General features: G+C 42.9%; 23 protein-coding genes, 3 tRNA genes and 1 pseudogene. 2 read left to right on the forward strand and 25 right to left on the reverse strand.

Annotated elements, in window-relative coordinates:
* Nucleotides 1-100: 100 nt before the first annotated feature.
* The 4 genes from radC to gyrA form a co-directional block, all read right to left on the reverse strand.
* Nucleotides 101-784, reverse strand: a complete 684-nt coding sequence (gene radC / locus NFR56_RS06590; protein WP_070846282.1) for a RadC family protein — start codon at nt 782-784, stop codon at nt 101-103.
* Between the two features lie 54 nt (nt 785-838).
* On the reverse strand, nt 839-1,117 hold the full coding sequence (locus tag NFR56_RS06595) for a hypothetical protein (protein WP_003003299.1): 279 nt from the start codon (nt 1,115-1,117) through the stop codon (nt 839-841).
* Nucleotides 1,118-1,291: 174 nt separating this feature from the next.
* Entirely contained in the window at nt 1,292-2,035 is a 744-nt protein-coding gene (locus NFR56_RS06600) for a class A sortase (RefSeq protein ID WP_014713268.1), read from the reverse strand.
* A 13-nt stretch (nt 2,036-2,048) separates the two neighbouring features.
* Nucleotides 2,049-4,505, reverse strand: a complete 2,457-nt coding sequence (gene gyrA / locus NFR56_RS06605; protein WP_134974476.1) for a DNA gyrase subunit A — start codon at nt 4,503-4,505, stop codon at nt 2,049-2,051.
* Nucleotides 4,506-4,703: 198 nt separating this feature from the next.
* Between gyrA and NFR56_RS06610 the strand changes: the two genes are divergently transcribed.
* Nucleotides 4,704-5,690, forward strand: coding sequence for an L-lactate dehydrogenase (locus tag NFR56_RS06610; RefSeq protein ID WP_037607876.1), 987 nt, complete (start codon nt 4,704-4,706; stop codon nt 5,688-5,690).
* Nucleotides 5,691-5,777: 87 nt separating this feature from the next.
* On the opposite strand, the gene NFR56_RS06615 is transcribed toward NFR56_RS06610, so the two are convergent.
* The 9 genes from NFR56_RS06615 to parE form a co-directional block, all read right to left on the reverse strand.
* Nucleotides 5,778-5,849 (reverse strand) — tRNA-Arg (locus NFR56_RS06615).
* A 231-nt stretch (nt 5,850-6,080) separates the two neighbouring features.
* Entirely contained in the window at nt 6,081-7,280 is a 1,200-nt protein-coding gene (gene rpsA, locus NFR56_RS06620; RefSeq protein ID WP_003011990.1) for a 30S ribosomal protein S1, read from the reverse strand.
* Nucleotides 7,281-7,448: 168 nt separating this feature from the next.
* A tRNA-Gln gene (locus NFR56_RS06625) sits at nt 7,449-7,520 on the reverse strand.
* 9 nt (nt 7,521-7,529) lie between these two features.
* Nucleotides 7,530-7,610: transfer RNA gene (locus NFR56_RS06630), tRNA-Tyr, on the reverse strand.
* Nucleotides 7,611-7,662: 52 nt separating this feature from the next.
* Nucleotides 7,663-7,893 carry a DUF2969 domain-containing protein gene (locus tag NFR56_RS06635; protein ID WP_021153135.1) on the reverse strand — a complete coding sequence of 77 codons (231 nt, stop codon included), beginning with the start codon at nt 7,891-7,893 and terminating at the stop codon, nt 7,663-7,665.
* 234 nt (nt 7,894-8,127) lie between these two features.
* Complete coding sequence (locus NFR56_RS06640) at nt 8,128-9,150, reverse strand: branched-chain amino acid aminotransferase (RefSeq protein WP_021153134.1); 1,023 nt, start codon at nt 9,148-9,150, stop codon at nt 8,128-8,130.
* A gap of 175 nt (nt 9,151-9,325) precedes the next feature.
* Nucleotides 9,326-11,779 carry a DNA topoisomerase IV subunit A gene (gene parC / locus NFR56_RS06645; protein WP_031576994.1) on the reverse strand — a complete coding sequence of 818 codons (2,454 nt, stop codon included), beginning with the start codon at nt 11,777-11,779 and terminating at the stop codon, nt 9,326-9,328.
* Nucleotides 11,780-11,952: 173 nt separating this feature from the next.
* Entirely contained in the window at nt 11,953-12,771 is an 819-nt protein-coding gene (locus tag NFR56_RS06650) for an aminoglycoside 6-adenylyltransferase (RefSeq protein ID WP_251458197.1), read from the reverse strand.
* A 55-nt stretch (nt 12,772-12,826) separates the two neighbouring features.
* Complete coding sequence (gene parE / locus NFR56_RS06655; protein ID WP_003007156.1) at nt 12,827-14,776, reverse strand: DNA topoisomerase IV subunit B; 1,950 nt, start codon at nt 14,774-14,776, stop codon at nt 12,827-12,829.
* Between the two features lie 187 nt (nt 14,777-14,963).
* Here parE and plsY point away from each other — a divergent pair, with 187 nt between their 5' ends.
* A complete protein-coding gene (gene plsY, locus NFR56_RS06660) occupies nt 14,964-15,608 on the forward strand; it encodes a glycerol-3-phosphate 1-O-acyltransferase PlsY (RefSeq protein WP_049473029.1) in 645 nt (214 codons plus the stop codon).
* Between the two features lie 74 nt (nt 15,609-15,682).
* Here plsY and NFR56_RS06665 read toward each other — a convergent pair whose 3' ends face one another.
* The 12 genes and pseudogenes from NFR56_RS06665 to NFR56_RS06720 all read right to left on the reverse strand — a co-directional run bounded on the left by NFR56_RS06665 (nt 15,683) and on the right by NFR56_RS06720 (nt 26,035).
* A complete protein-coding gene (locus tag NFR56_RS06665) occupies nt 15,683-16,093 on the reverse strand; it encodes a hypothetical protein (protein ID WP_049522554.1) in 411 nt (136 codons plus the stop codon).
* A gap of 56 nt (nt 16,094-16,149) precedes the next feature.
* Nucleotides 16,150-16,515, reverse strand: a complete 366-nt coding sequence (locus NFR56_RS06670; RefSeq protein WP_251458199.1) for a hypothetical protein — start codon at nt 16,513-16,515, stop codon at nt 16,150-16,152.
* A 98-nt stretch (nt 16,516-16,613) separates the two neighbouring features.
* Entirely contained in the window at nt 16,614-17,399 is a 786-nt protein-coding gene (locus NFR56_RS06675; RefSeq protein WP_251458201.1) for an L-threonylcarbamoyladenylate synthase, read from the reverse strand.
* A gap of 98 nt (nt 17,400-17,497) precedes the next feature.
* On the reverse strand, nt 17,498-18,088 hold the full coding sequence (gene leuD / locus NFR56_RS06680) for a 3-isopropylmalate dehydratase small subunit (RefSeq protein WP_251458204.1): 591 nt from the start codon (nt 18,086-18,088) through the stop codon (nt 17,498-17,500).
* A gap of 11 nt (nt 18,089-18,099) precedes the next feature.
* Nucleotides 18,100-19,482, reverse strand: coding sequence for a 3-isopropylmalate dehydratase large subunit (gene leuC, locus NFR56_RS06685; protein ID WP_023917999.1), 1,383 nt, complete (start codon nt 19,480-19,482; stop codon nt 18,100-18,102).
* 24 nt (nt 19,483-19,506) lie between these two features.
* Nucleotides 19,507-19,785, reverse strand: a pseudogene (locus tag NFR56_RS06690) (DUF1294 domain-containing protein).
* A 1-nt stretch (nt 19,786) separates the two neighbouring features.
* Nucleotides 19,787-20,824: a 3-isopropylmalate dehydrogenase gene (gene leuB / locus NFR56_RS06695; protein WP_251458207.1), complete on the reverse strand. Its 1,038-nt coding sequence runs from the start codon at nt 20,822-20,824 to the stop codon at nt 19,787-19,789.
* Nucleotides 20,825-20,836: 12 nt separating this feature from the next.
* On the reverse strand, nt 20,837-22,399 hold the full coding sequence (locus NFR56_RS06700) for a 2-isopropylmalate synthase (protein ID WP_251458209.1): 1,563 nt from the start codon (nt 22,397-22,399) through the stop codon (nt 20,837-20,839).
* A gap of 433 nt (nt 22,400-22,832) precedes the next feature.
* The gene (locus NFR56_RS06705) at nt 22,833-23,465 is read right to left on the reverse strand and encodes a YpmS family protein (RefSeq protein WP_134974481.1); all 633 of its coding nucleotides are present in this window, start codon (nt 23,463-23,465) and stop codon (nt 22,833-22,835) included.
* Nucleotides 23,434-24,276 carry an SGNH/GDSL hydrolase family protein gene (locus NFR56_RS06710; RefSeq protein ID WP_129824799.1) on the reverse strand — a complete coding sequence of 281 codons (843 nt, stop codon included), beginning with the start codon at nt 24,274-24,276 and terminating at the stop codon, nt 23,434-23,436. Before NFR56_RS06710 ends, NFR56_RS06705 begins: the two co-directional genes overlap by 32 nt.
* Before the next feature lie 14 nt (nt 24,277-24,290).
* The gene (locus NFR56_RS06715; RefSeq protein WP_134974482.1) at nt 24,291-25,559 is read right to left on the reverse strand and encodes a dihydroorotase; all 1,269 of its coding nucleotides are present in this window, start codon (nt 25,557-25,559) and stop codon (nt 24,291-24,293) included.
* Nucleotides 25,560-25,570: 11 nt separating this feature from the next.
* Nucleotides 25,571-26,035, reverse strand: a complete 465-nt coding sequence (locus NFR56_RS06720) for an NUDIX hydrolase (RefSeq protein ID WP_003003493.1) — start codon at nt 26,033-26,035, stop codon at nt 25,571-25,573.
* Between the last annotated feature and the right edge of the window lie 7 nt (nt 26,036-26,042).

Consider the following 26,042-nt stretch of genomic DNA (forward strand, 5'->3'; position numbering starts at 1 on the left):
CGCTGATTTCATCAGCTTTTACAGCCCTACTCAACTGTGCGGAGGTGGGACGACGAAATCGAATTCTAACGAATTACTGATTTCTGTCCCACTCTCTTTTTTATACCAAATAATCGGTCTCTTCACGGTAACTATAATAGTTTTCTTCAGATACAATCAAGTGATCCAATAGGGTTAAACCCATCACTTCACAGGCCTCTAAAACTCGTTGCGTTACTTCATCATCATTTTTACTGGGAAATACGGCACCAGATGGATGATTGTGAGCCAAGATGATAGAGGTTGCCATGTGCTTCAGTGCATAATGCAGGATTTCACGTGGCTCCGCAATACTTCGATTCACGGTTCCAATAAAAATGGTCTGTTGATGAATAATTTCATTCTGTGTATTCAAATAGAGGGCAACCAGGTGCTCCTGTTTCTTATGGCCGATTTCCTGTTGAATTTTATGGGCCAATTTCTGGCTGCTCATGATTTGTTCAGAACTCATCAATTCGTCTTTATGAATCCTTCGTCCAAACTCAATCACAGCCTGAAGTTCGATGGCCTTCACCCGGCCAATCCCAGAGATTTCCTGCAGCTCCTCTAGGGTTAATTGACTTAACTCCTTTAAACTATTAACGGAGCTCAAAAGCCCTTGTGCAATCTCATAAACGCTTTTTTGCTTATTGCCTGTCCTTAAGAGAATGGATAACAATTCTTGATGACTCAGCTTATCCACCCCTTCAGAAACCAAACGTTCTCTAGGAAGCAAAGATGGTTCAATAAATGATATGTCGTACATAATTTCCTCCTCACTTATTAATTCGTAATAAATGGAGAAAACGACAACCTTTCATTATTTACAGGCAATTTCTTGTTTCAAATCATCTAACACTAAGACTTCATCTTTATTAAAGCGGATCTGATAACCTGTTTGAACTTGTTCAAGCTCCTTTAAAAACTGTTGAATTTCACAGCGGATCAAGTACTCCTGACTCTGAGGAATGGCCTCTAAAGCTTGGTAGACTTGCTCTACTTCGTAGATTCCTTTCGTAATTAAACCATTTCGTGGAAAATCGTTTACTAAGAGATTATAGAAATGATGCAAGAGATGATAAATTCGCTCTTTTGTCACTATTCTACCTCCTTATCATACTCTTTCCCCTTTATTATATACTGATTTTCCCTCAATATTATGACAAGTTCCTTACATTATATTACCAATCTCTTACAATTTTACAAGAATTTCTCCTAGCTTCGCTTCCTACATAGAAAAAACCCTGGCATCTCTGCCATGGGCTTTATTTTCTTATAGTTGCATTTGATTATAAGACTTGCTGAATGAATCCAGGATGTCTTTTGGAGCCTTGTCATAGTCAACAGAGGTTTCCAAATTTCCTTTTACAATCGTACGGTAAGTCGCTGCAGCATCCTCACAGGTCACCAAGGTGATCTCATTAACGCCTTCACGATCTTGAATAACATCTACACGGTCCGGAGTCACTGTCTCAACAGACGAGATGACATAAGTATAGATTTTTTCTTTATCCGTGATGTAGATCTTCATACCCGCCTTGGCTTTCTCTAATGGTGAGAATAACATGGCATTTGCTCCAGTTAGGCCAAATACGTGGTGACTAGCAAGAGAATAATTGCCTTGTCCCATGACTTGGTTTTCCTTCATGGTCCCTGCTCCGTAGTAGAGGGCTACATTTTCAAGCCCCTTAAAGATCGGAAGGTTCATGTTTAATTCAGGAATCGAAATTCCCCCAATTACTGGTAGTTTTTGAGCTTGCCATTGGGCATTGATGACAGCTTCCGTCGAAAGTGACTGGACATGTTGGAAATCAAAGCTCGTCTTCACTTCTTTATTCTTATCAATGGTTTTTTTATCGACCTTGCTAACCTGATATTGGTTGGTATGCCAAACCATAATCATGTTTCGGATCGGAGCATTGAAAATCAAGAGAAGCGAGAGAATAATCAAAAGTGTTGCAACGATGTTGATAAGAGTATTGCGTAAACTCTTTTTCTTTTTTCTTTTGCGTGACATGCTGTCCCCTTATCTATTCGTTTTCTTCCACTACTTCTTCATCTTTTTCATCAGGCTGGACAGTTGTAAAGGTCACAATTTTCGCATCCTGATCCAGTCTCATGACTTTCACACCCTGAGTCGAACGACCCGTTTGAGAAATGTCAGCCACACCTGTCCGGATCATAACTCCGGTATCGGTAATGATCATCAGATCTTCATCCCCTTTAACGGTTAAAAGACCAGCTAACGGACCATTTTTCTCTGTAATATTGGCTGTTTTGATTCCTTTACCACCACGGCCCTTGGTTGGGTATTCGCCAGCTATCGTCCGCTTACCATACCCTTTTTCAGTAATGACCAATACTTCGTCCTGGTCGGTAATAACACTTGCCCCAACAACCTTGTCTCCATCACGGAGATTCACACCACGTACACCTGTAGCAGAACGTCCCATATTCCGAACTACTGCCTCATTAAAGCGGACTGAATATCCATATTTGGTACCGATAATGACGTCAGTATTGCCATCTGTAAGGAAGACATTGATCAATTCATCCTCGTCCCGTAGGTTCAGAGCTTTCAGACCGTTCTGACGGATATTTGAAAATTCTGCTACGTTAGTGCGCTTGACTACACCTTGTCGCGTCGTAAAGAAGAGATAAGACTCATCACTGCGATCTTGCTCCACATTGATAATGGTTTGAATCGATTCACCTTCGTCCAATTTTAAGAGGTTGACGATTGGTAATCCTTTAGCTGTCCGGCCATATTCTGGAATCTCATAACCTTTCAGACGATAGACACGCCCCTTATTGGTAAAGAAGAGCAAATGATCATGGGTGCTCGTAGAAACCAATTCACGAACAAAGTCATCATCTTTGACACCAGTTCCTTGGACCCCACGTCCACCACGTTTTTGTGCAGTAAATTCAGCTTGGTCCAAACGTTTGATGTATCCTTTATTAGAAAGGGTAATTAAGACATCTGTTTCTTCAATCAAGTCCTCATCTTCAAGAGAAAGAACTTCCCCTACCATCAACTCAGTTCGACGAGCATCGCCAAACTTGCGTTTGACTTCTTCTAATTCTTCCTTGATGATAGTCGCCACACGCTCTGGTTTAGCCAAAATATCAGCCAAATCAGCAATCAGGGCAACCAAGTCGTCATATTCACTCTGGATCTTGTCTCGTTCCAAACCGGTCAAACGACGAAGACGCATGTCCAAAATGGCTTGGCTTTGACGTTCAGAAAGCTTGAATTTAGCCATCAATTCAGCTTGTGCTTCAGCGTCTGTCTGGCTATTGCGGATAATCCGGATCACTTCATCGATATGATCCAAGGCAATGAGCAAACCTTCTAAGATATGGGCACGTGCTTCCGCTTTTTCTTTATCAAAGATGGTCCGGCGAGTTACCACTTCTTTCTGGTGCTCAATATAAGCACCTAAAATTTGACGAAGAGAAAGGATCTTTGGAACGCCATTTTGGATCGCCAACATATTGAAACCAAAATTGGTTTGCATTTGTGTCATCTTAAAGAGGTTGTTCAAAATAACGTTAGCCGAAGCATCTCGGCGAACCTCAATCACAAAACGAACCCCTTCACGGTTTGATTCATCACGTACAGCTGTAATCCCTTCGATCCGTTTTTCTTGCACCAAGCGAACGATGTGCTCGTGAACCTTGGTTTTATTGACCATATAAGGGAACTCAGTAACAACAATCCGTTCACGGCCACTCTTAGTTACTTCAATTTCTGTACGAGAACGAAGAACGATTGAGCCTTTTCCTGTTTCATAGGCTTTGTGGATACCTGATTTCCCCATGACCAAAGCACCTGTCGGAAAATCTGGACCAGGAAGAACTTCCATAAGTTCACGGGTCGTTACCTCAGGATTATCCATCATCAGCTTCACTGCGTCAATGGTTTCTCCCAGATTATGTGGAGGAATATTAGTAGCCATCCCAACGGCAATCCCTGTAGCACCATTGACGAGAAGGTTAGGGAAACGTGCAGGTAAGACCAAAGGTTCGCGTTCGCTGGCATCATAATTATCAGCGAAATCAACTGTATTTTTGTTGATATCCCGCAACATTTCAAGAGCGATCTTACTCATACGGGCTTCGGTATACCGTTGTGCAGCGGCACCATCACCGTCCATAGAACCAAAGTTTCCATGACCGTCCACTAACATGTAGCGATAACTCCACCATTGCGCCATCCGAACCATGGCTTCATAAATAGAGGAATCTCCGTGTGGGTGGTATTTACCCATAACATCCCCTGTAATACGGGCTGACTTCTTATGTGGTTTATCTGGTGTAACACCCAATTCATTCATTCCGTACAAAATACGACGGTGAACAGGTTTCAAACCATCACGAACATCAGGTAAGGCACGAGCAACGATAACACTCATGGCATAATCGATAAAACTCGTCTTCATTTCTGATGTTAAATTCACATCAATTAGATTCTTATCCTGCATTCAAAAAATGCCTCTCTTTACTTAATTCACCATACTATTATAACACATTTTAGCCTATTTTTCTTCTTAGGAACACTAAAGTAAAAACGTTTACATCAAGGATTCATACTGTATCAGATGACAAAGACTTTCAAAAGTGGTAGAATGAAGACGTATGAGAATCTATCTCAAAAAAAAATGAAGGAGACGTTTAGACTCATGACTTTGACTAAACAACACAAAAAAGTTATCCTTGTCGGTGACGGTGCTGTAGGTTCATCTTACGCTTTTGCACTTGTTAACCAAGGAATTGCACAAGAGCTTGGAATTATCGAAATTCCTCAATTGCACGAAAAAGCTGTCGGAGATGCGCTTGACCTTAGCCACGCCCTTGCCTTCACTTCACCTAAGAAGATCTATGCGGCTGAGTATGCTGACTGTGCGGACGCTGACCTTGTTGTAATTACTGCAGGTGCTCCTCAAAAACCAGGTGAAACTCGTCTTGATCTTGTTGGTAAAAACCTTGCGATCAATAAATCAATCGTAACACAAGTTGTTGAATCAGGATTTAACGGAATCTTCCTCGTAGCTGCTAACCCAGTTGACGTATTGACATACTCTACATGGAAATTCTCTGGATTCCCTAAAGAACGTGTTATCGGATCAGGTACTTCTCTTGACTCAGCTCGTTTCCGTCAAGCTTTGGCTGAAAAATTGGATGTGGACGCTCGTTCAGTACACGCCTACATCATGGGTGAACACGGTGACTCAGAATTCGCTGTATGGTCACACGCTAACATCGCTGGTGTAAACCTTGAAGAATTCCTTAAAGACACTCAAAACGTTCAAGAATCTGAATTGATTGAATTGTTCGAAGGTGTTCGTGACGCGGCTTACACCATCATCAACAAAAAAGGTGCTACATACTACGGTATCGCTGTTGCCCTTGCTCGTATCACTAAGGCTATTCTTGATGATGAAAATGCGGTTCTTCCACTTTCAGTATTCCAAGAAGGTCAATATGGAATCAATGATGTCTTTATCGGTCAACCAGCTGTTGTTGGAGCACACGGTATTGTACGTCCAGTAAACATTCCATTGAATGATGCAGAACTTCAAAAAATGCACGCTTCTGCTAAAGAATTGAAAGCAATTATTGATGAAGCATGGAAAAACCCTGAATTCCAAGAAGCATCAAAAAACTAATCTGATTGGAAAAGACTCTCAAATTTCGAGAGTCTTTTTTAATTGAACAAAAAATAAAAGGCTGAGAACACTCAACCTTTCCTTCTATCCACCCTGAGGGAATCGAACCCCCATCTCAAGAACCGGAATCTTACGTGATATCCATTACACTAAGGGTGGCAACTGTTATAGTATATCAAATTCTTGAGAATTTTACAAGTAAAAAAGAGAGTGGGACAGAAATCGGTAATTCGTTAGAATTCGATTTCGTCGTCTCACCTCCGCACAGTTGAGTAGGGCTATAAAAGCTGATGAAATCAGCGTAGTAGAGCCCACTCAACCACTGCGTCTTGCTCGACAATCCAAAAATAATTGAGAGGCTAGGACTTTTGTCCCAGCCTCTTTTGAATATTACAATTCGATATCGCCAAACAAGTCAGCCATTGAGAATCCAGTTTGAGTTTCTGGAAGATCAAAGTCGCGTTTTTCTTGTTTTGGACGACGTGGGCGAGATTGACGTTTTTCTTGTTTTTCGCCTTCTTCTTGAGCTGGACGTTCTTCAAGAGCTTTGATTGAAAGTGATACACGTTCATCTGCAGCATTTACTTCAAGAACTTTAACAGTTACTTCTTGTCCAACTTTAAGAACATCTTTTGGATTTTCAACACGTTTGTGTGAAATTTGTGAGATGTGTACAAGTCCGTCGATACCTGGCAATACCTCAACGAATGCACCGAAGTCAGTCAAACGTTTAACAGTTCCTTCGATAACATCACCAGCAGCCAATTTTTGTTCAACGCCATCCCAAGGTCCAGGGGTTGTAGCTTTCAATGAAAGTGATACACGACCTTCTTCTTCGTTCAAGTCAAGAACTTTCACTTGGATTTCTTCACCAACAGTTACAACTGATTTAGGTGATACGTTGCGTTCGTGTGATAATTCTGTCAAGTGAACCAATCCATCAACACCACCAAGGTCAATGAAGGCACCGAAGCTTGTGATACGTGCAACTTTACCAGTTACGACATCACCAACGTTCAATTTACCAAATACTTCTGCGCGTGCTGCAGCTGATTCAGCTTCAACAACTTCACGACGTGAAAGGATAAAGCGGTTTTCTTTTGGATCTACTTCTTTGATTTTAGCATCAAATTCTTGACCTACGAAACGTTCAGTGTTACGTACAAAACGAGTATCAAGCATTGAAGCTGGAATAAATCCACGAAGTCCTTCAAATTCTACTGAAAGTCCGCCCTTAACAGCGCGAGTTCCTTTAACAGTAACAACTTCTTCTTCACGTCCAACCAATTTGTCCCATGCTTTGCGAGCTTCCAAACGTTTTTTAGATACAAGGTAAGTTACTGTATCAGTATCTTTACCAACTACTTGACGAAGAACAAGCAATTCAAGTGTTTCACCTGGTTTTACCAAGTCGTTGATGTCAGCATCACGATCGTTTGTCAATTCGCGAAGAGTCAAGACACCTTCGACACCAGTTCCAGAGATTGCAACGTTAGCTTGGTTCGCGTCAACTGTCAATACTTCAGCAGTAACAACGTCACCTGGTTCAACTTGGCTAACACTGTTTAGCAAATCTTCAAATTCATTCATCTAAAAAATCCTCCAACAATCAAGTTTTCTAAAACTTGACATACTTATAATTATTTTTCCTAAGCAAGCACTCGCAATGAGATCATCTACAATCTTTAACGACTCATCCTATAAAGAAATAAAATACCTGGATAGATATTTTATCACTTATCTGATATTACCTAAGAACTGGGGTAGCTGGATTCGAACCAACGCATGAGGGAGTCAAAGTCCCTTGCCTTACCGCTTGGCTATACCCCATGAATGAAATGGAGAGAGAGGGATTCGAACCCCCGAACCCGAAGGAGCGGATTTACAGTCCGCCGCGTTTAGCCTCTTCGCTATCTCTCCATATAAATCAACAGGATCTATTATACCATTGATTTATTATGATTGCAAGCCCTTATTTATTCAAATTATAATTTTCTATCAAAATTTCAACGGCTTTTTCAAGTTTTTTGTAAAGAGAATCCACATTTCCATTTTTGATAATGGCAAATTGCCCACCCATGTCTGCAATTTCACCAATCGTTTTCTTGCCAATGGACAAAGTGAATCCATCAAAAGTGTCTTTTCCGACGGTTACTTTACTATCAACGATTTGAATCTCAATTTTCTTATCTTTTTTACTCATTTCAACCCTCTTTTCACTTTTTCTATTTTACAAAAATTCTCTTGATGACGCAAGAGAAAAGGGAGTGGGCAGAAAGAATTTAGTTAGAAATTCCTTCTTTCTCCCACCCCCGAAAAGGTCATTCGGCACTCTTTTGAGCCTAAAAGCGAATGAAGAGAAACTTTAGCTACTACGTCCTTCGTTAAGACTCGTTCTCATTGAAGCCTGGACACTTTTATCTCAGATGCTTTCGGTTTAATCGACTTTGACAATCCATCCTTCTGGCGCTTCGACATCGCCAAATTGGATACCGGTCAACTCGTCATAGAGCTTACGTGTGATAGGACCTACTTCTGTTTCAGAATAGAAGACATGGAAGTCATCACCGTGTTGAACACCTCCGATCGGAGAGATGACAGCTGCGGTACCACAAGCTCCTGCTTCTACAAAGCGATCCAGCTCATTAATAAAGACATCCCCTTCAATTGGTGTCATACCAAGACGGTGTTCTGCCAAGTAAAGCAAAGAGTACTTGGTGATCGATGGCAAAATAGACGGACTCAATGGCGTCACAAATTCGTTATTAGCAGTGATACCAAAGAAGTTTGCAGAACCAACTTCTTCAATCTTGGTGTGAGTCGCTGGATCGAGGTAAATCACGTCAGAGAAGTTACGATCATGCGCAATCTTACCTGGCAACATACTAGCTGCGTAGTTCCCACCAACTTTTGCAGCCCCTGTACCATGTGGTGCAGCACGGTCATACTCATCTTGAATCAAGAAGTTCGTTGGGACCAAACCACCTTTAAAATAGTTACCGACAGGCATGGCAAAGATGGTAAAGATATACTCATCTGCTGGATGCACACCAATAATATCACCAACCCCAATCAAAAGTGGACGAAGGTAAAGGGTAGCTCCTGTACCATATGGTGGAACATACTCTTCATTGGCTTTTACCACTGCCTTACAAGCATCTACAAACATGTCAACAGGTACTTGAGGCATCAGCAACCGATCTGCTGTGCGTTGCAAACGTTTAGCGTTTTGATCTGGACGGAACAATTGGACGCTTCCATCTTTTGTACGGTAGGCTTTCAACCCTTCAAAGGCTTGCTGACCGTAATGCAAACTTGGAGAAGATTCGGACAAATGCAAAGTCGCATCTTCTGTCAATTCCCCTTTTTCCCAAGCTCCATTGCGATAATATGCCAAATAGCGATAAGGTAATTTCATATATGAAAAGCCAAGGTTTTCCCAATCAAGTGATACTGTCATGATAATGCTCCTTTTAATTCTTTCTATTCCTAGTCGATCTGATGCAGGTCGATTCAGTTTCTCAATCTATGTACACTATTGTACACCATTTCATGAGAATTTCAAGCGAAATTTTCAATTTTCAGAAAATTTATTTTTAAAGAAAGTCAGTCCTAGAATGGACCGACGCTTTCTTTTATTTGATGGTAGCTGAAAAAACTTCTTGATCCGAAATGGTATCGTTGACAAAGGATCCATTGCTTGTTCTTTCAGAAATGCTTAATTGCGTCAAATCAATTTCTGTCACCTGCCCTGTTGTAGAAGTGATCTGAAGAATTTGATCTTGTTCTGCCACTTCATCTTGGCTCGTAAAGAGATCAAAATCTCCCTGGTCAGTGAAGACTGGACCTGCCTTGAAGACGCGGTGTGGTTTATTTTTCAACTCACGCAAGACCTGTAGTCCCCGTTTAGCCCGACTGGTCACAGGAATATCGTCTTGTAACATCCGTTTGAGACTACCTCGTTGAGTCAGAATGTACATGCTTGGAGTCGTTGACTTAAAGGCGGCAGCAACTTGATCTCCGTCTTTGAGGTTAATGGCTTTGACCCCTGCTGCTTTGGCTCCTACGACGGGGACCTCCTCAATATTGAAGCGCAACCCATAACCATTTTTAGTAATGATCATGATATCTTCCAGTACAACTGGTGCTACTGCTACAATACGGTCGTCTTGGTCTTTTAGCTTAGCATACTTAGTCGATTTAGAACGATAAGTCCGCCATGGGCTCAATTCTTTTCGTTCAAAACGCTTGATTTGTCCTTGTTGAGTTGCCGCAAAGTAGGTTACTCCCTCAAACTGATCCACAATCTCCGCAAAGAGAATTTCTTCCTCTTGCTCAAAATTGGTCAAGGTCTGACTGAGGTGCTCTCCGATATCCTTCCACTTGGTATCTGTCAATTCGTGAATTGGTCGATAAATGGCATTCCCCAAGTTGGTAAAGAGTAAGAGATGCTGAGTGGTCTTAGCAGGCTCTACAAAAATCAACTCGTCATCGTCTCGCTTACCGACTTCTTCCAGTGTTGAGGCATTGAAAGAACGAGGCGAGGTCCGTTTAATATAACCAGCACGGGTTACGCTGACAAAGGTTTCCTCTTCAACAATGAGACTGGCTGTATCAATCTCAATCGTCTTAGCAGTGTCTTGCAATTCACTGCGACGCTGATTCCCAAAGAGCTTCTTGACTTCACGCAACTCCTTCTTCATAAGGTTAAACATAGTCCGTTCATCCCCAATGATGGCTGCCAAGGTCGCGATTTGCTCCTTGAGACTAGCATGCTCTTCTTCCAAGGTGACAATATCCGTATTGGTCAAGCGGTACAATTGCAAGGTAACGATAGCTTCAGCTTGTTCTTCCGTGAAATCGTAGCTGACCTTGAGGTTTTCCTTAGCATCTGCCTTATTATCAGAAGCTCGGATCAAGGCAATGACTTCATCAAGGATAGAAATGACGCGGATCAAGCCCTCTACGATATGGAGGCGTCGTTCTGCCTTTTCCTTATCAAAGCGCGAGCGAGCGACAATGATATCCCGACGGTGTGCAATGTAGCTAGAGAGAATCGGTACAATCCCCACCTGACGTGGTGTGTAGTTGTCAATTGCCACCATATTGAAGTTGTAGTTGACCTGCAAATCCGTATACTTGAACAAGTAGTTCAAGATCAAATCTGCATTGGCATCTTTCTTCAACTCAATCGCAATGCGAAGACCATCTCGGTCAGACTCATCCCGAACTTCTGCGATACCAGCCACCTTGTTGTTAACACGGACATCGTCGATCTTCTTGACCAAAACAGCCTTGTTAATCTCATAAGGGATTTCGGTGACAACGATTTGCTGCTTACCGCCTTTGAGCTGCTCGATCTCTGTTTTAGAGCGGACAACCACCCGGCCCTTACCAGTTTCATAGGCTTTCTTGATCTCATCCCGTCCCTGGATAATGGCACCAGTTGGGAAATCAGGTCCAGGTAAAAACTCCATGAGTTTGTCTACCTTGGCAGATGGATGGTCGATCATGTAGACCACGGCATCAATGACTTCAGCAAGGTTATGTGGTGGAATATCAGTCGCGTAACCAGCCGAAATCCCTGTTGCCCCATTGACCAAGAGATTTGGAAAAGCGGCAGGCAAAACCGTTGGCTCTTTTTCTGTATCGTCAAAGTTCCAGGCAAATGGCACTGTATTCTTTTCGATATCTTGCAAAAGATAACCAGCAATTTCAGATAAACGCGCCTCGGTATAACGCATGGCTGCCGGTGGATCACCGTCCATGGAACCATTGTTTCCGTGCATTTCGACTAGAATCTCACGGTTCTTCCAGTCTTGAGACATACGAACCATGGCATCATAGATAGAACTGTCCCCGTGAGGGTGGAAATTCCCCATGATATTACCGACAGACTTGGCAGACTTGCGGTAGCCCTTGTCATGGGTATTACCATCCTTATTCATCGAATAAAGAATCCGCCGTTGAACTGGTTTCAAGCCATCCCGAATATCAGGAAGAGCCCGTTCTTGAATAATGTATTTGGAGTAGCGACCAAAGCGCTCCCCCATGATGTCCTCCAAGGACATATTTTGAATATTACTCATATAGGGTACAACGCCCGTAAAATACAAAGTGAAAATTAGAAATTTATCTTTTTCACACAGCACTCAGGGCGTGTTCAACTCCTTTCAAAGAATGTTGAGTAGTCTTTTACGAAAAAGGAATTCAGTCACACCAAGTAACCAAACGTTCCTTTCTGATGTTTAAAATAGATTTATTAATGATTAGAAAGTTTCTCTTTAGCATAAGAAGTCATTTTTTCTGCTACTTCCTTATCGTAAGTAAATCCCATCTTTTGGGCCAGAATTTGAGCTTCTCGATCGAATAGCCCCATGGTAGCAAATAAAGACTGAGTGATTTTATCGAAACTTGATAAATCAAGCAAAGCCGAGAACTCCTTCTCTCGCCCGGCTGGTAGATAATGGAAGAGGTACTTGTAGTTCTTTCCGATGTCAACTACTCCCTTATCGCTTGTCACCTGCCAAGCTAAGACCTTGAGCAATTCTTGCTGGCAAATGCCATAGAGGTGGTCGGTCGCATAGATAAGCTGATTTCTTCGAATGGCCTTAACAACATAAGCCGATACCCACCAAAATTCATTGCAGGATGCTGCAAATTCCTCTTCAGTAGGTGGAGCGGTCCAATAGCGCTTCGGACTAGAAATGTAAGAGTCAAACAAACCTTTGTCGTCTTTTATAACTTCAAAATTTGCTTCGCTGTCCACCCACTCTTGGATAGACTCCTTGGGACAGAGGGTCAAATCGATACGGTTGCCGTCTTCAAAGAGCATGAGATACAGACGACGATGTCCCAGGCGATTGTGCTGTTCGATGAGTCGATTTCCGTACTGATCCAACCATGATGAATCAGAAATTAGGTCTTCTAGATTCTCAACAATATAGACCACATCATAATCTTGAAACTCGTCTTTGGGTGCCCGAGGATTGGCTCGCGAACCGGATAAGGCCACTGCTTCCACTTGTAAGGACTCAGCTATCTGCAAAATCAGATTCATCATTTCTGTATCAGTTCTCATGTCGATTCCTTACCATTTCTACATCCCAGCTTATTTACTTTATAGTAGAAAGTGATTAAAATACCGTATTTTCTTCCAAGGTAAACTTAACATTGTCTTCAATCCATTGACGACGTGGTGCAGCCTTATCACCCATAAGGACGGAAACACGGCGTTCTGCACGCGCTAAATCATCAATGGTGACACGGATCAGGGTACGAGTTTCTGGATTCATGGTCGTTTCCCAAAGCTGATCTGCATTCATTTCCCCCAACCCTTTGTAACGTTGGAGGGTTGCTCCACGGCCAAAGGTCCGACGCAACTCTTCTAATTCGCTATCTGTCCAAGCATAGGCTACTTCTTCTTTCTTGCCTTTGCCTTTCGACATCTTATAAAGAGGAGGAAGGGCAATGTAGACATGCCCTGCTTCTACCAAAGGGCGCATATAGCGATAGAAGAAAGTTAGGAGCAAGGTTTGAATGTGGGCACCATCCGTATCCGCATCGGTCATGATAATGATCTTATCGTAGTTAGCATCCTCCACTGAGAAATCTGCCCCAACTCCAGCACCGATGGTGTAGATCATGGTGTTGATTTCCTCGTTTTTGAGGATATCACTCATATTGGCCTTCTCAGTATTGAGCACCTTCCCACGAAGGGGAAGAATCGCTTGGAACTTCCGATCCCGTCCTTGTTTGGCAGAACCGCCGGCTGAGTCTCCTTCGACTAGATAAAGTTCATTTTTCTTAGGATTTTTAGACTGGGCTGGTGTCAATTTACCAGACAAAAGTCCCTTGTCCTTTTTGCTCTTCTTGCCATTTCGGCTTTCATCCCGCGCTTTTCGAGCGGCTTCACGCGCATCCCGGGCCTTTATAGCCTTACGAATGAGATTAGAAGCCAATTCTCCATTTTCCATGAGGAAGAAGGTTAATTTATCAGAAACAATGCTATCGACGACTGGACGAGCCAAGGGACTTCCTAATTTGTCTTTGGTTTGTCCTTCAAACTGCAAATGAGCTTCTGGAACCAAGATCGAAAGAACAGCAGACAAACCTTCACGATAGTCTGATCCCTCTAGGTTCTTGTCTTTTTCTTTGAGGAGTCCTGTCTTTCTTGCATAGTCGTTCATAGCCTTGGTAATGGCTGTCTTCAGACCCGTCTCGTGGGTTCCCCCATCTTTTGTGCGGACATTATTAACGAAGGACAAGATGTTGTCAGAGTAACCATCATTGTATTGCATGGCCACTTCTACCTGAAAACCATCTGATTCGCCACTAAAGTAAAGAACAGGTGTCAAAGTTTCCTTGTCTTCGTTCAAGTACTCTACGAAATCTTGGACACCATTTTCATAATGAAAGGCCACATGGTTATCTTCTTCCTTGCGGAGATCGGTCAGCGTCAGCGTCACGTCCTTCAGCAAGAAGGCAGATTCTTTGATTCGCTCAGCAATGGTATTGAATTTGAAATCCGTCGTTGAAAAGATGGTTGGATCTGGCATGAAGGTGACCTTGGTCCCTGTCTTAGACTTGGGAGCAGAGCCAATCTTCTCGAGTGTTGTAACTGGTTTTCCCCCATCTTCAAAACGTTGCTTGTAGACAGCTCCATCACGCGTAATTTCTACCTCTAGCCAGCTAGAAAGGGCATTGACGACAGAAGATCCCACTCCGTGAAGACCTCCAGATGTCTTATAGCCTCCTTGACCAAACTTCCCTCCAGCATGGAGGACGGTAAAGATGACCTCAACGGTTGGTTTGCCCATAGCATGCATCCCGGTCGGCATTCCACGTCCCTGGTCTTCTACCGATAGAGAACCATCTTTATTAATCGTGACATCGATTTGTGATCCAAAGCCAGACAAGGCTTCATCGACCGCATTATCCACGATCTCCCAGACCATGTGATGCAAGCCATTTCCGTCGGTCGATCCGATATACATCCCTGGACGTTTACGGACCGCATCCAACCCTTCTAGTACCTGAATGGCATCGTCATTATAATTATTAATATTGATTTCCTTTTTTGCCACAAGGAACCTCCTGTTTGTTCATCTTTTCTATATTACAGTTTTTTAGGAAATTTTGCAAAATTTTTTCTCTCTATATGGAGATTTCTACATTCCAGTACAAAATGTTGGCTGGACACTTTCTTCAGATGTCACACTTGAACTCCAGAAATTGCTTTTTCTATCGATGGCTTTTTGATATAATGAGAGTATGATAAAAGAAATAAGTGTTTTAATTTTAGCCTATCTGTTAGGCTCCATTCCTTCGGGATTATGGATTGGGAAAATCTTTTTCCATATTAATTTACGGGAACATGGCTCGGGCAATACTGGAACGACCAATACCTTTCGGATTTTAGGGAAGAAAGCTGGGATCATCGTCTTTGCGATTGATTTCTTGAAAGGAACTTTGGCCGTTCTCCTTCCGACTTTCTTTGGAATTCAGGGGATCTCGCCAATGGTCTTTGGCCTCTTAGCTGTATTGGGGCACACTTTCCCAATTTTTGCTGGATTCAAGGGTGGAAAAGCAGTGGCGACGAGTGCAGGTGTCTTACTTGGTTTCTCGCCTATCCTGCTACTCATTTTAGCTGTTTATTTTGTAGCCAGCCTTTATTTAACCAGTATGATTTCGTTTTCGAGTGTTACCGTTGCGCTACTCGCCATTTTATCGGTCCTCCTTCTTCCTTTGACTGGATGGATCTTGCATAGCTATGATCCGCTTTTTACAGTCATTGTCTTGGCCCTAGCAACCTTGATCATTCTTCGTCACAAGGACAATATCCAACGGATCAAAGAGAAAAAAGAAAATCTCATCCCTTGGGGAAAGAACATCACCCATCAACAACCAAAAAACTAGAGCGCATACTCTAGTTTTTTTATGATTTGAACGGAAGTCATTTTACAATTCTCAAGCTCTGAAATCTGTATAAACTATAAAGCATCGACTAAGTCCATCAATATTTCCATTGGAGTTTTTCTCCTACGACCATTAACAGTTTCGATCATGTGATAAACTTTTAAACGATTGTCATTGCTAAAGACAAACTCAAAGCGAAATTGGCGTCCATTGGGTGCCACTGTATCAAATTTTGTTTTATATTTATCATGAACAGGGCTAACTGGAAATTTATTGAAGAGCAAGCGTCGTTTCTCTCCTGCTTCTTTCAGACAATTTTCTAGTTCCTGACAATAGTTGTAAAACAGCTGATAGAGGTCTTCTTCTGAAATTCTTCTTCTCCGAACCAATGATTTAAAATCCGAAAAATTTCTGCGCGGGATTTCAATGCTAAATGAAAATCCCTCCCGATTCATTCTTTCTAAAAATTCATCTCTTGAAATCATAGAACCACTCTTTCTTTTATCAATCTGTAGTGAACCCTTATTGTTTCTATACATCATCAATCCATAATGTAATCAAGCAGATCCATCAAAGTAAGTTTCTTACGACCATTGACTGTTTCAAATAGATTATAAACTCTTAGTTGTTGATTCTTTTTGAATACAAACTCAAAGCGAAACTCGCGACCATTGCATGCAGCGACATAAAATCCTGTCTGATACTTCCTCTTATTCACTACAGCTTGCATTTGCCGGTCTTCTACCTCTCTACAAAGTAAAAGAAAGATCTGATAGAGTTGCTCCTCAGAGAGCCTTTTTCTTCGAACCAATGACTTGAAGTTATTGTACGTCCACCATGGGATTTGGATGTTGAAGGAAAAACCTACCTGATTTACTTTATCGATAAATGCTCTTCTGGAGATCATACCAATTCCCTTTCTATTGGAACATCGTTTTCTCTATTATACCATCTTTTATCCATTCACAAAAAAGCATCCCAAAGTGGAATGCATTTTTCTGTTTCTTAATAGTATTCCCCTTGGCGGAAGTTCCAAGAGTTGAAATGATCGGATAAGTGCATCATGATCTTATCGATATCCAATCCCTTACGGATCACGACTGGACAAGTATTGACAGAACGGCTACCTGCTCCTTGCTCTGGGATGAGTTTACCTTCTGCATCCACCATAGAAACCATCACACCTTGTTCATAGCGCGTTTCAATTGTTTTGTCTGGTTGGATAGAAGCAACATAATCGTCGGCTTCGATGACCAAGTCCACAGCACCTTCGATGCGCTCACCGATTCCTTCGACCTTCCCGCGGTTCCCTTTACCGGATGGGTTGGCTGAAGAGGCGTAAACCATCTTGCCTTCTTTTTCCCACATTTCTTTGGCGATTTGCTCACCAGCTTTACCAAATTTGATGACAAAACATGAAGTTCCACGAACGTCTGTCATGAGTTCTTCACGTCCATCTCCGAAAGCTTGCAATTTTGCATAGGCATCTTCACGCCAAGGAAGGATACAACCAAGCAAGATATCTTCATCCCAATGTTTTTGGTAGAAGGCTTCGATTTCAGGATTCAATTGTGCAAGGGCACGAAGTTCATCCATACTTCCGCAGAGAACCACACCTGGTTTGTTGCGGTTGCGTTCTTTGGCTTCGAATTTACGTTCCAAGCCAGCCTTGTCACTGGTCATGATGATGTAGCCAACTTTGGTAGGGCAAACGATACAGCCACCCTCTCCTTTAAGAATGTCAAATCCTTCTTGTGAAAGTTGTCCGTCCCATTGAATGTGTTTTGTCATAAGTCTCTTTCCTTTTCTATTCTTTTTAGTATTGTATCAAAAAATAGTCTCAAATTCAATATATTTTCAGAAAATTCGTAATTCAGTATACAATTTTATCATTGCCAGTAAGCTGGCCGGTTCTTCTCATAAGCTGCAATCAAGTCTTCGTACTGAAGCGTAATCCCGATATCATCCAAGCCGTTGAGCAATTTGTGTTTCCAATCTTGATCGATCTCAAAGCGAAACTCTCCAACAGGCGAGATGATCTTCTGCTCTTCCAAATCCACCGTCACTGGATCTGCCGGCTTCAAACTTGCCAATTTTTGACGAACCTCTAGTGGTTGGACAATCGGCAGCATCCCATTATTAAGCTCATTATTGTAATGGATATCTCCGAAAGATCCAGCGATAACGACTTTAAAGCCATAATCAGCTAAAGCCCAGGCTGCGTGCTCCCGAGAGGAACCAGCCCCAAAATTGTCACCAGTGATCAAAATGGTTGCCTTGCGGTATTCTGGCTTGTTAAAGATAAAATCTGGATCCTCAGTATACTGGTCATCCAAATAGCGCCAAGCATACATGAGGTATTTCCCAAAACCTTTTTTATCAATCAACTTTAAGAATTGCTTGGGGAGGATTTGGTCGGTATCAATATTATCGTTCATCAAAGGAACTGTTGTTCCTGTATAAATGGTAAATTTCTCCATGCTTCCTCCTTTTACTCGACTTCCGGCATTTGCCGCACATCGACAAAGCGACCGGCGATTGCTGCTGCAGCGGCCATTGCTGGGCTACAGAGATGGGTTTTAGCCCCAAATCCTTGGCGGTCTTCAAAGTTCCGGTTGCTAGTAGAGGCACAATGGACCCCATCTGGAACCTTGTCTGGGTTCATTCCTAGACACATAGAGCATCCTGGATCACGCCATTCAAAGCCCGCATCCATAAAGATCTTGTCTAAACCTAATTTTTCGGCGGCTTGCTTAACCGGACGAGAGCCAGGTACCACAATAGCAGTTAAGTTGGGCGCAATTTTTTTGCCTTTCACAAACTTGGCTGCCAACTCCAAATCGCTGAGACGCGCATTGGTACAAGAACCGATAAAGATATAGCCTAATTCAATGTCTGCTGGTTTTTGGCCAGGTTCGAGATCCATATAATGATAAGCCCGTTCATCATTCATGTCTCGTATCTCTGGAAACGGAGTCTCAAAGTCCACTCCCATTGAAGGGTTGGTTCCCCAAGTCACCATCGGAGCAAGATCAGATACATCCATACGGATGACCTTATCATAAACGGCATCGTCATCACTAACCAGAGTCTTCCAATCAGCTACTGCGGCCTCAAAATCATCTGGCACACATTCACGTCCTCGGAGGTAGTCAAAGGTCGTCTCATCAGGATTCATGATCCCCATTTTGGATCCGAACTCGATCGACATGTTGCAGATGGTCATGCGTTCTTCCATGGTCAAGCGATCAATTGCTTCTCCCCGATACTCTACGACATAGCCAACTCCACAAGCAACACCGTAGCGCGCTATCAAAGCTAGGATGTAATCCTTTGAATAGATCCCTTTTTGTGGGGTTCCAGTGAATTCAACCAACATTTTCTTTGGTTTGACTTGCCAGATGGTTTGGGTGGCAAAGACATGCTCCACTTCACTGGTTCCAATCCCAAAGGCTATGGCACCAAAGGCTCCGTGGGTGGCGGTGTGGCTGTCTCCACAGACAATAAATTTTCCAGGCTGGGTCCGACCGGTTTCAGGGCCCACCATATGAACGATTCCTTGCTTGGCAGAACCATGGGCAGCATGATCAATCCCAAAGTCCACCACATTCTCAGCTAATTTATCAATCTGGGCTTTTGAAATCACATCTCGAATATCAAAAATATTGACCGTTGGAACATTGTGATCAAAGGTTCCAAAGGTTAAATCAGGTCGTCGGACCTTGCGTCCTGCGTCCCGTAATCCTTGAAAGGCTTGCGGACTCGTCACTTCGTGGATGTAGTGTTGGTCCACATACATGAGTTGGGGTTGCCCTTCCACTCCTGTAATCACGTGGCGGTCCCAAAGTTTATCAAAGATAGATTTTCCACTCATCGTCTTTCTCCATTTATCTTCTTGTTAGGAAATCCATTGAAGGATTAGAAAGAGGGCACCTGCTAAAAGAAGGCTACTGCCCCACCAGGTAGCTTGAAAATACCATTTCCGCACCTTGTGGTGAAAGAGATATCCACCTAGTAGAGCTCCGAATCAACCAAGCAGCCAGCTCTCAAGTAACAGGACCTTTTCAGGAATCCGCCACCTCTTTTGGATAGCTTTTCGTTTATCTAAACCATAGGTCAGAAATACGATACTATTCCAAATAGCAATAACAACTAAACAGCGATCTCTCCATGTCATCTTAGAGATTCTCAATAATGGCTGCAGTCATCTCTGCAGTAGAAGCCTGACCACCTAGATCCCGTGTCAAGATTCCTTGATTCAAGGTTTGATTGACAGCTTCTTCGATCATTTCTGCACCTGCTGTTTCTCCAAAACTGTCTCGGAGCATCATAGCAACGGACAGGATCATGGAAATCGGATTGGCAATGCCTTGACCAGCAATATCAGGTGCTGAACCATGAATTGGTTCGTACATACTTGGTCCTTGGTCAGAATGACTAGCAGATGGCATCACGCCTAGTGTTCCTGGAAGGACGCTCGATTCATCAGATAAGATATCTCCGAATAGATTCTCTGTCACTACAACATCAAAGCGGGCTGGATTGGTAATCATGATCATGGCCGCACTATCGACAAGCTGGTGCTCTAAAGTCACATCTGGAAATTCTTTGTCAACTTCTTCTGCCACTTGGCGCCACAATTTAGACGTTGCCAGAACATTTTGCTTATCGATACTGGTCACTTTCTTGCCACGTCCTTGTGCAATCTTGAAGGCTTGGCGCATAATCCGACGGATTTCTTCTGTACTGTAATCATTGATATCGCGCGCTGTATCTTCTTTCAAGATATGCTCTCCAAAATAAATCCCACCTGTCAATTCACGCACGACCACGAAGTCGACACCCTCGATACGCTCTGGTTTCAAAGGAGACAAGTGTTTCAAGGCGTCAAAAATCCGTACAGGACGAATATTGGCAAAGAGATTTAATTCCTTGCGAATAGCGAGCAGGCCTTGTTCTGGACGAACAGGAGCATTATCATACTCAGGACTTCCGATGGCTGCGAGAAGAATAGCATCCGCTCCTTTAGCTGCTTTTAGAGTATCTTGGGGAAGTGGGTGGCCAGCTGCATCAATCCCAGCACCCCCAAAAGGTTTGTCTTCTAGACTATAATCAAAGCCAATTTTGGTAGCAACGGCTGCGAGGACCTCTAGTCCAGCTGCCATGATCTCAGGGCCAATCCCATCTCCTGCAAGTGTTACAATTTTCTTTGTCATGTTTATTTCCTCTTAGGCTTGTGGAAGATCACGGTAGGAGACAGCTCGTCCCATCTCACCCGCATTCTCTTTTTGAACCAGCGTGTTAGCATTGATATAAGCGATGGCAGAGGCTTTCAATACGTCGAAGTCCAAACCAGAGGCATTGAAAATCGTATCTGTATCAACATTTTCCACGGATACCAAGACACGGGCTTGGGCATCGATCCCATCAGTCACTGCATCGATATTGTATGATGTCAAGCGAACAGTTTGGTTGAAGAATTTATCAATTGCATTAAAGATCGCTTCAACAGACCCTTGACCATTGGCAAGGAATTCAAGTACTTCCCCTTCTTCATTGCGGAGGCTAACCGCTGCTGTAATCGTTTCGTCTGCATTGGTGGTTAAGCGAAGATCGTTAAATTGGAATCCTTCTGGATTTTCCACTGCTGTACCGGCAACAAGGGCGCGGATATCGGCATCTGTGATTTCGTGTTTCTTGTCTGCCAGAGATTTGAACTTAGCAAACAATGGCTTGATGTCCTCTTCTGTGAAATCCAGTCCCAACTCATGCAGTTTTTCGACAAAGGCATGGCGACCAGACAATTTTCCAAGAGGGAGACTATTGCTCTTAACACCCACCAACTCAGGTGTGATGATTTCATAGGTAAGAGGATTTTTAAGGACCCCATCTTGGTGAATCCCAGACTCGTGTGAGAAGGCATTGCCACCAACAACCGCCTTGTTTTTAGGAATTGGAATACCAGAGTAACGAGAGACCAACTCAGAAGTGTTGATGGTTTCATTAAGGACAATCGGACTCTCCACTTGGAAATAGTCTTCGCGAATATTGAGAGCAACTGCTACTTCTTCAAGTGCCGCATTTCCGGCCCGCTCCCCGATGCCATTAATGGTTCCTTCGACACGACGGGCACCATTTTTAACAGCAGCGAGGCTATTCGCCACCGCCATACCTAGGTCATCATGGCAATGAGGTGAATAGATAATCTCGCGATCTGTCTTGACATGGTCAATCAAGTATTTGAAAATGGCACCGTACTCCGCTGGTGTCGTGAAACCGACTGTATCAGGAATGTTGATGTAGCTAGCACCAGCATCAACTGCAGTCTGTACGACTTGCAAGAGGAAATCCAATTCTGTCCGAGTTGCATCTTCGGGAGAGAATTCAACAATTTCAAATTTTGAGCGAGCGTAAGAAACGTGTTCTTTGATCGTTTCAAGGATTTCTTCCTTTGTCTTGTTGAGTTTAAACTCCCGGTGAATCGGACTGGTTGCGATAAAGACGTGAATTTGTGGATACTTAGCATCCTTCAAGGCTTCATAACAAGCATCAATATCTGATTTGACAGAACGGGCCAAACCTGTCACGGCTGTCTTGGTCAAGACCTTGGCAATCTCCTGCACAGCTGTGAAGGAATCAGGACTAGCTGCAGGAAAACCTGCTTCAATAGCAGAAATGCCCCACTTTTCCAATTGTTTAGCAACGGCAATCTTTTCTTTGATAGAAAAATTAACTCCTGGAGTCTGTTCGCCATCCCGAAGGCTGGTATCTAAAAATTCAACTTTACGCATAGGGTCTCCTCATTTCTATGTAGTGGATATAAAGAAAAACATCTCACTCGGTTAACCAAGCGAGATGTTTTTGCCCGCTTGGTAAGCCAAACAGGACTAATGCTTCTGCACTAGCCCTTATACCTCAACAACAAAGCAAATTGAATAAACTTAGCTGTTTTCATGTTTGACTTTCTCCTTTGTTCAATGTCTTGTCTAGTATTTTAGCATAGGGAAGAATCAATGTCAAGAATTTTCTACAATATTCTGAATTTTTTGAATAGAAACAAAATAGAGCTTTCAGTTCTAGTTAGATTGAGGATAAAGTCATCTTAGAAACTTCCCGTCATGAGAAAAGTGCTAGAAACACTATTGTTTCTAGCACTCGGAATTATTGAACCTAAGGAAATTTTTTAAGATGATTGTGAATTCAATTTGAATAGCCTCTTTCGCCCTACTTCTTCTGATACAAATCAAAAACGATCTTGTCATTATAGAGATCGATGGTATTGGCCTTGACATAGATTCCAAAGTCATTGTCAATTTCTGGCAATACAATGGTGATGGTAGACTGCTTGGGTGAGATCTGAACAAATTTTGGGATATTTTTATTTTTACTCAAGAGCTGCAAGACCATCCTTTGTGGAATTTGAAAGGTTCCAACTGAAAAATCCTTCACCGTCAAGAGAATATTCCCATTTTCCAATTTGGATGGTTGAAAGTAAATGTATAAGGGATAATCCTTCCCCAAGAGACTCAACTGCCCTTCTAATAGGATTTGCTGATTGTCTGCATAGACCTTGTAGTCGGACAGCTTATATTTTTTCAGAAGCGATTTGATGGTATCATTGAGTTGATCACGAGTCGTTGTCATAGTTCCAACTTTGACATCTTTGGTGCCAGCTGTTTGATGAAGCTGACTAACATCTTCTCTTGGCATCGCTAAGCGTCCTTGCACAACTATAGCGAAGGCTAAGAGAAGGCTGACCAAACCTAAAAATAACCATTTCCAAATATTGATTTTTTGAAGGAAGGGGACCTTCTCTTTGATGGGATTATTTTTGACTCCAAGTTTTCTTCGTGGCATTGATTTTCTCCAATATTGCTTGTTTCATCTTTTCATAGCCCGTATTGTTAGGGTGGAAACTATCCTCTTCATACAGGGCATCATTGATAACGGTTGTCTTCCCGTCACTGATTTCTGATACGCCCATTTTGCCATCAATTCCTTTATAGAGCAGATCATTGATCGGGACGAAATAGACTTGATCATATTGCGCGATGGTTTCTTCCGTCGTCTCATTCCAACGATCTACAGCCGTCTGGATACTAGTTAATTCAGGAAAATTCAGGTAAAGAGGATTGTAGATCCCCACTACATAAATGGGAAGATGGGGATTGTCCTTTCTGGCCTTTGTAATAATTTCTTTGAGGTTCGCTGTATAATTCTTGAGCGGCTTTTGGATATCTGACAGAGAAAAATCACTCAGATGATCGACAACAACTTTGCGCAGATCATTTCCCCCAACCGTTAAGGTCATGACACGCGCCTTTTTGAGATCCTTCTGAAGATCTGTTTGCTTCTTGAGACGATCTAAGATCTGAGCGCTTGTATTTCCAGCTACTCCATAGTTGACAGGCTGGTACTGGCCGTCATTTTCATTGGATAGGCTTTGGGCAAGGATGGGGACAAAGCCCCCTTGCTTGGTGCTATCCCCTACTCCTTCGGTCAGTGAATCCCCTAGAGCTACATAAGTATAGGTGATTTCTTTCGCAGCTGTTTTGGGCTTGGTCATGCGAGGAGATGCAGTTGGTAGCAAAGCACGAAATAGAAAGACAAAGACAAGAAGGCTGGTTAAAAAGAAAACCAAGCCTTGCATCATTTTTTTAAAATTCATATAAATACGATCGCTTATCCTTGAAAAATCACTTGTCCATCACAGATTGTATAAGCAACTTTCCCTTTTAATGTTTCGCCCACAAATGGTGAATTGCCCGCTTTTGAAGCGAAATGATCCGATACCAGACGATCTGCTTCTGGATCAAAGATAGTTAAATCTGCCGGTCCATCCACTGCAATATAGCCAGCATCAAAATCATAGAGACGTGCTGGATTATAGGACATCTTTTCAAGCAATTGCATCAGGCTTAAATGGCCAGCATGCACCAAGTAGGTCAAACCAAGAGAGAGCGAAGTTTCAAGCCCAGTCATTCCAGATGGTGCTTTGGTAATATCAGGAACATTCTTCTCATCTGCATGGTGAGGCGCGTGGTCAGTCGCAATCACGGAGATGACGCCTGACTTCAAGCCTTCAATCACTGCTAGACGGTCAGATTCTAAGCGAAGAGGTGGATTCATCTTAGCATTGCTTCCTTTAGTCAAGAGCAGACTTTCTGTTTTCGAAAAGTGTTGAGGTGCCACTTCTGCCGTCACATGAGCTCCTAATCCTTGGGCAAATTCCACCACCTTGACACTTTCTTCCTTGGAGAGGTGTTGGATATGGAGGTGAGCGCCTGTCGCATGGGCAATCATGGCATCCCGCGCAGCCATAGAATATTCGGCTACACCCGTCGCCCCACAGACATGGAAGTGTTCCTTGGCAATGTTCTCATTCAAACCAAGAATGCCATTCAACTCAGGGTCTTCTTCATGCAGACTAATAAAGGTTCCTAGACGCTTAGCTTCTTCCAATGCTTCACGGACAACCTTAGTGCTTTGAAGGGGAATCCCATCATCTGAAAATCCTACTGCACCAGCCTTAAGCAATCCTTCAAAATCTGTCAGGTGTTGACCGTCAAAGTTCTTGGTCACTGTCGCAACCGTATGAATGTGAAGATTTTCCTTGGCTGCAGAAGCTAAGACTTCCTCTAAGGTCGCAATATCTGAAATGGTCGGATTAGTATTGGCCATCATGACTACTCGAGTAAAACCACCAGCAGCTGCGGCTAAGGCACCCGTATGAATGTCTTCTTTATGGGTTTGACCGGGTTCACGGAAATGCACGTGCACATCGATCAAACCAGGAGCTACAACCAAACCAGTAGCATCAAGCACCTCTTCTCCATCCGTTGGGAGGTTTTCAGCGATCTCTACAATTTTCTTTCCTTCGATGCGAAGGTCACAGACTTGATCCAAACCGGTCTTAGGATCCATGACACGACCATTTTTAATGACAACCATTGCATTCTCCTTTATTCATAAAAATCAACATGCGACTCTAACAAGCGGTCGCCGTCATAGCGAAACATTGCTGAAAAGAAGGGTTTATCCTCCAACAACCACTCGACAAAGGTGTGGTCCCCTTCCCAGGTTGGTTTTGAGAGAACTTGATCATAAGGTACCCACTCCAAGGTCCCTTCGTTACACTCGATCAGTTCTCCCTCAAAATCTGTTACCTTGAAGACATAGGTGTACCAGTCCAAATCTGGAGTAAACTCCGGAAAGGTAATAATCCCTTTCAAGACTGGCTTAGCTCTAAGGCCGGTCTCCTCAAAAATCTCACGCGCAGCACACTCCTGTGGGGTTTCCCCGCGTTCTAATTTTCCACCAACCCCGATCCATTTGCCTTCATGGACATCATTGGGCTTTTTATTGCGATGCAACATGAGAAATTCTTTCCCATTGTCAATGTAACAAATCGTTGCTAATTGTGGCATTTCTTTC

The organism is Streptococcus caecimuris, from assembly GCF_943193075.1.
Taxonomy (GTDB): domain Bacteria; phylum Bacillota; class Bacilli; order Lactobacillales; family Streptococcaceae; genus Streptococcus; species Streptococcus caecimuris.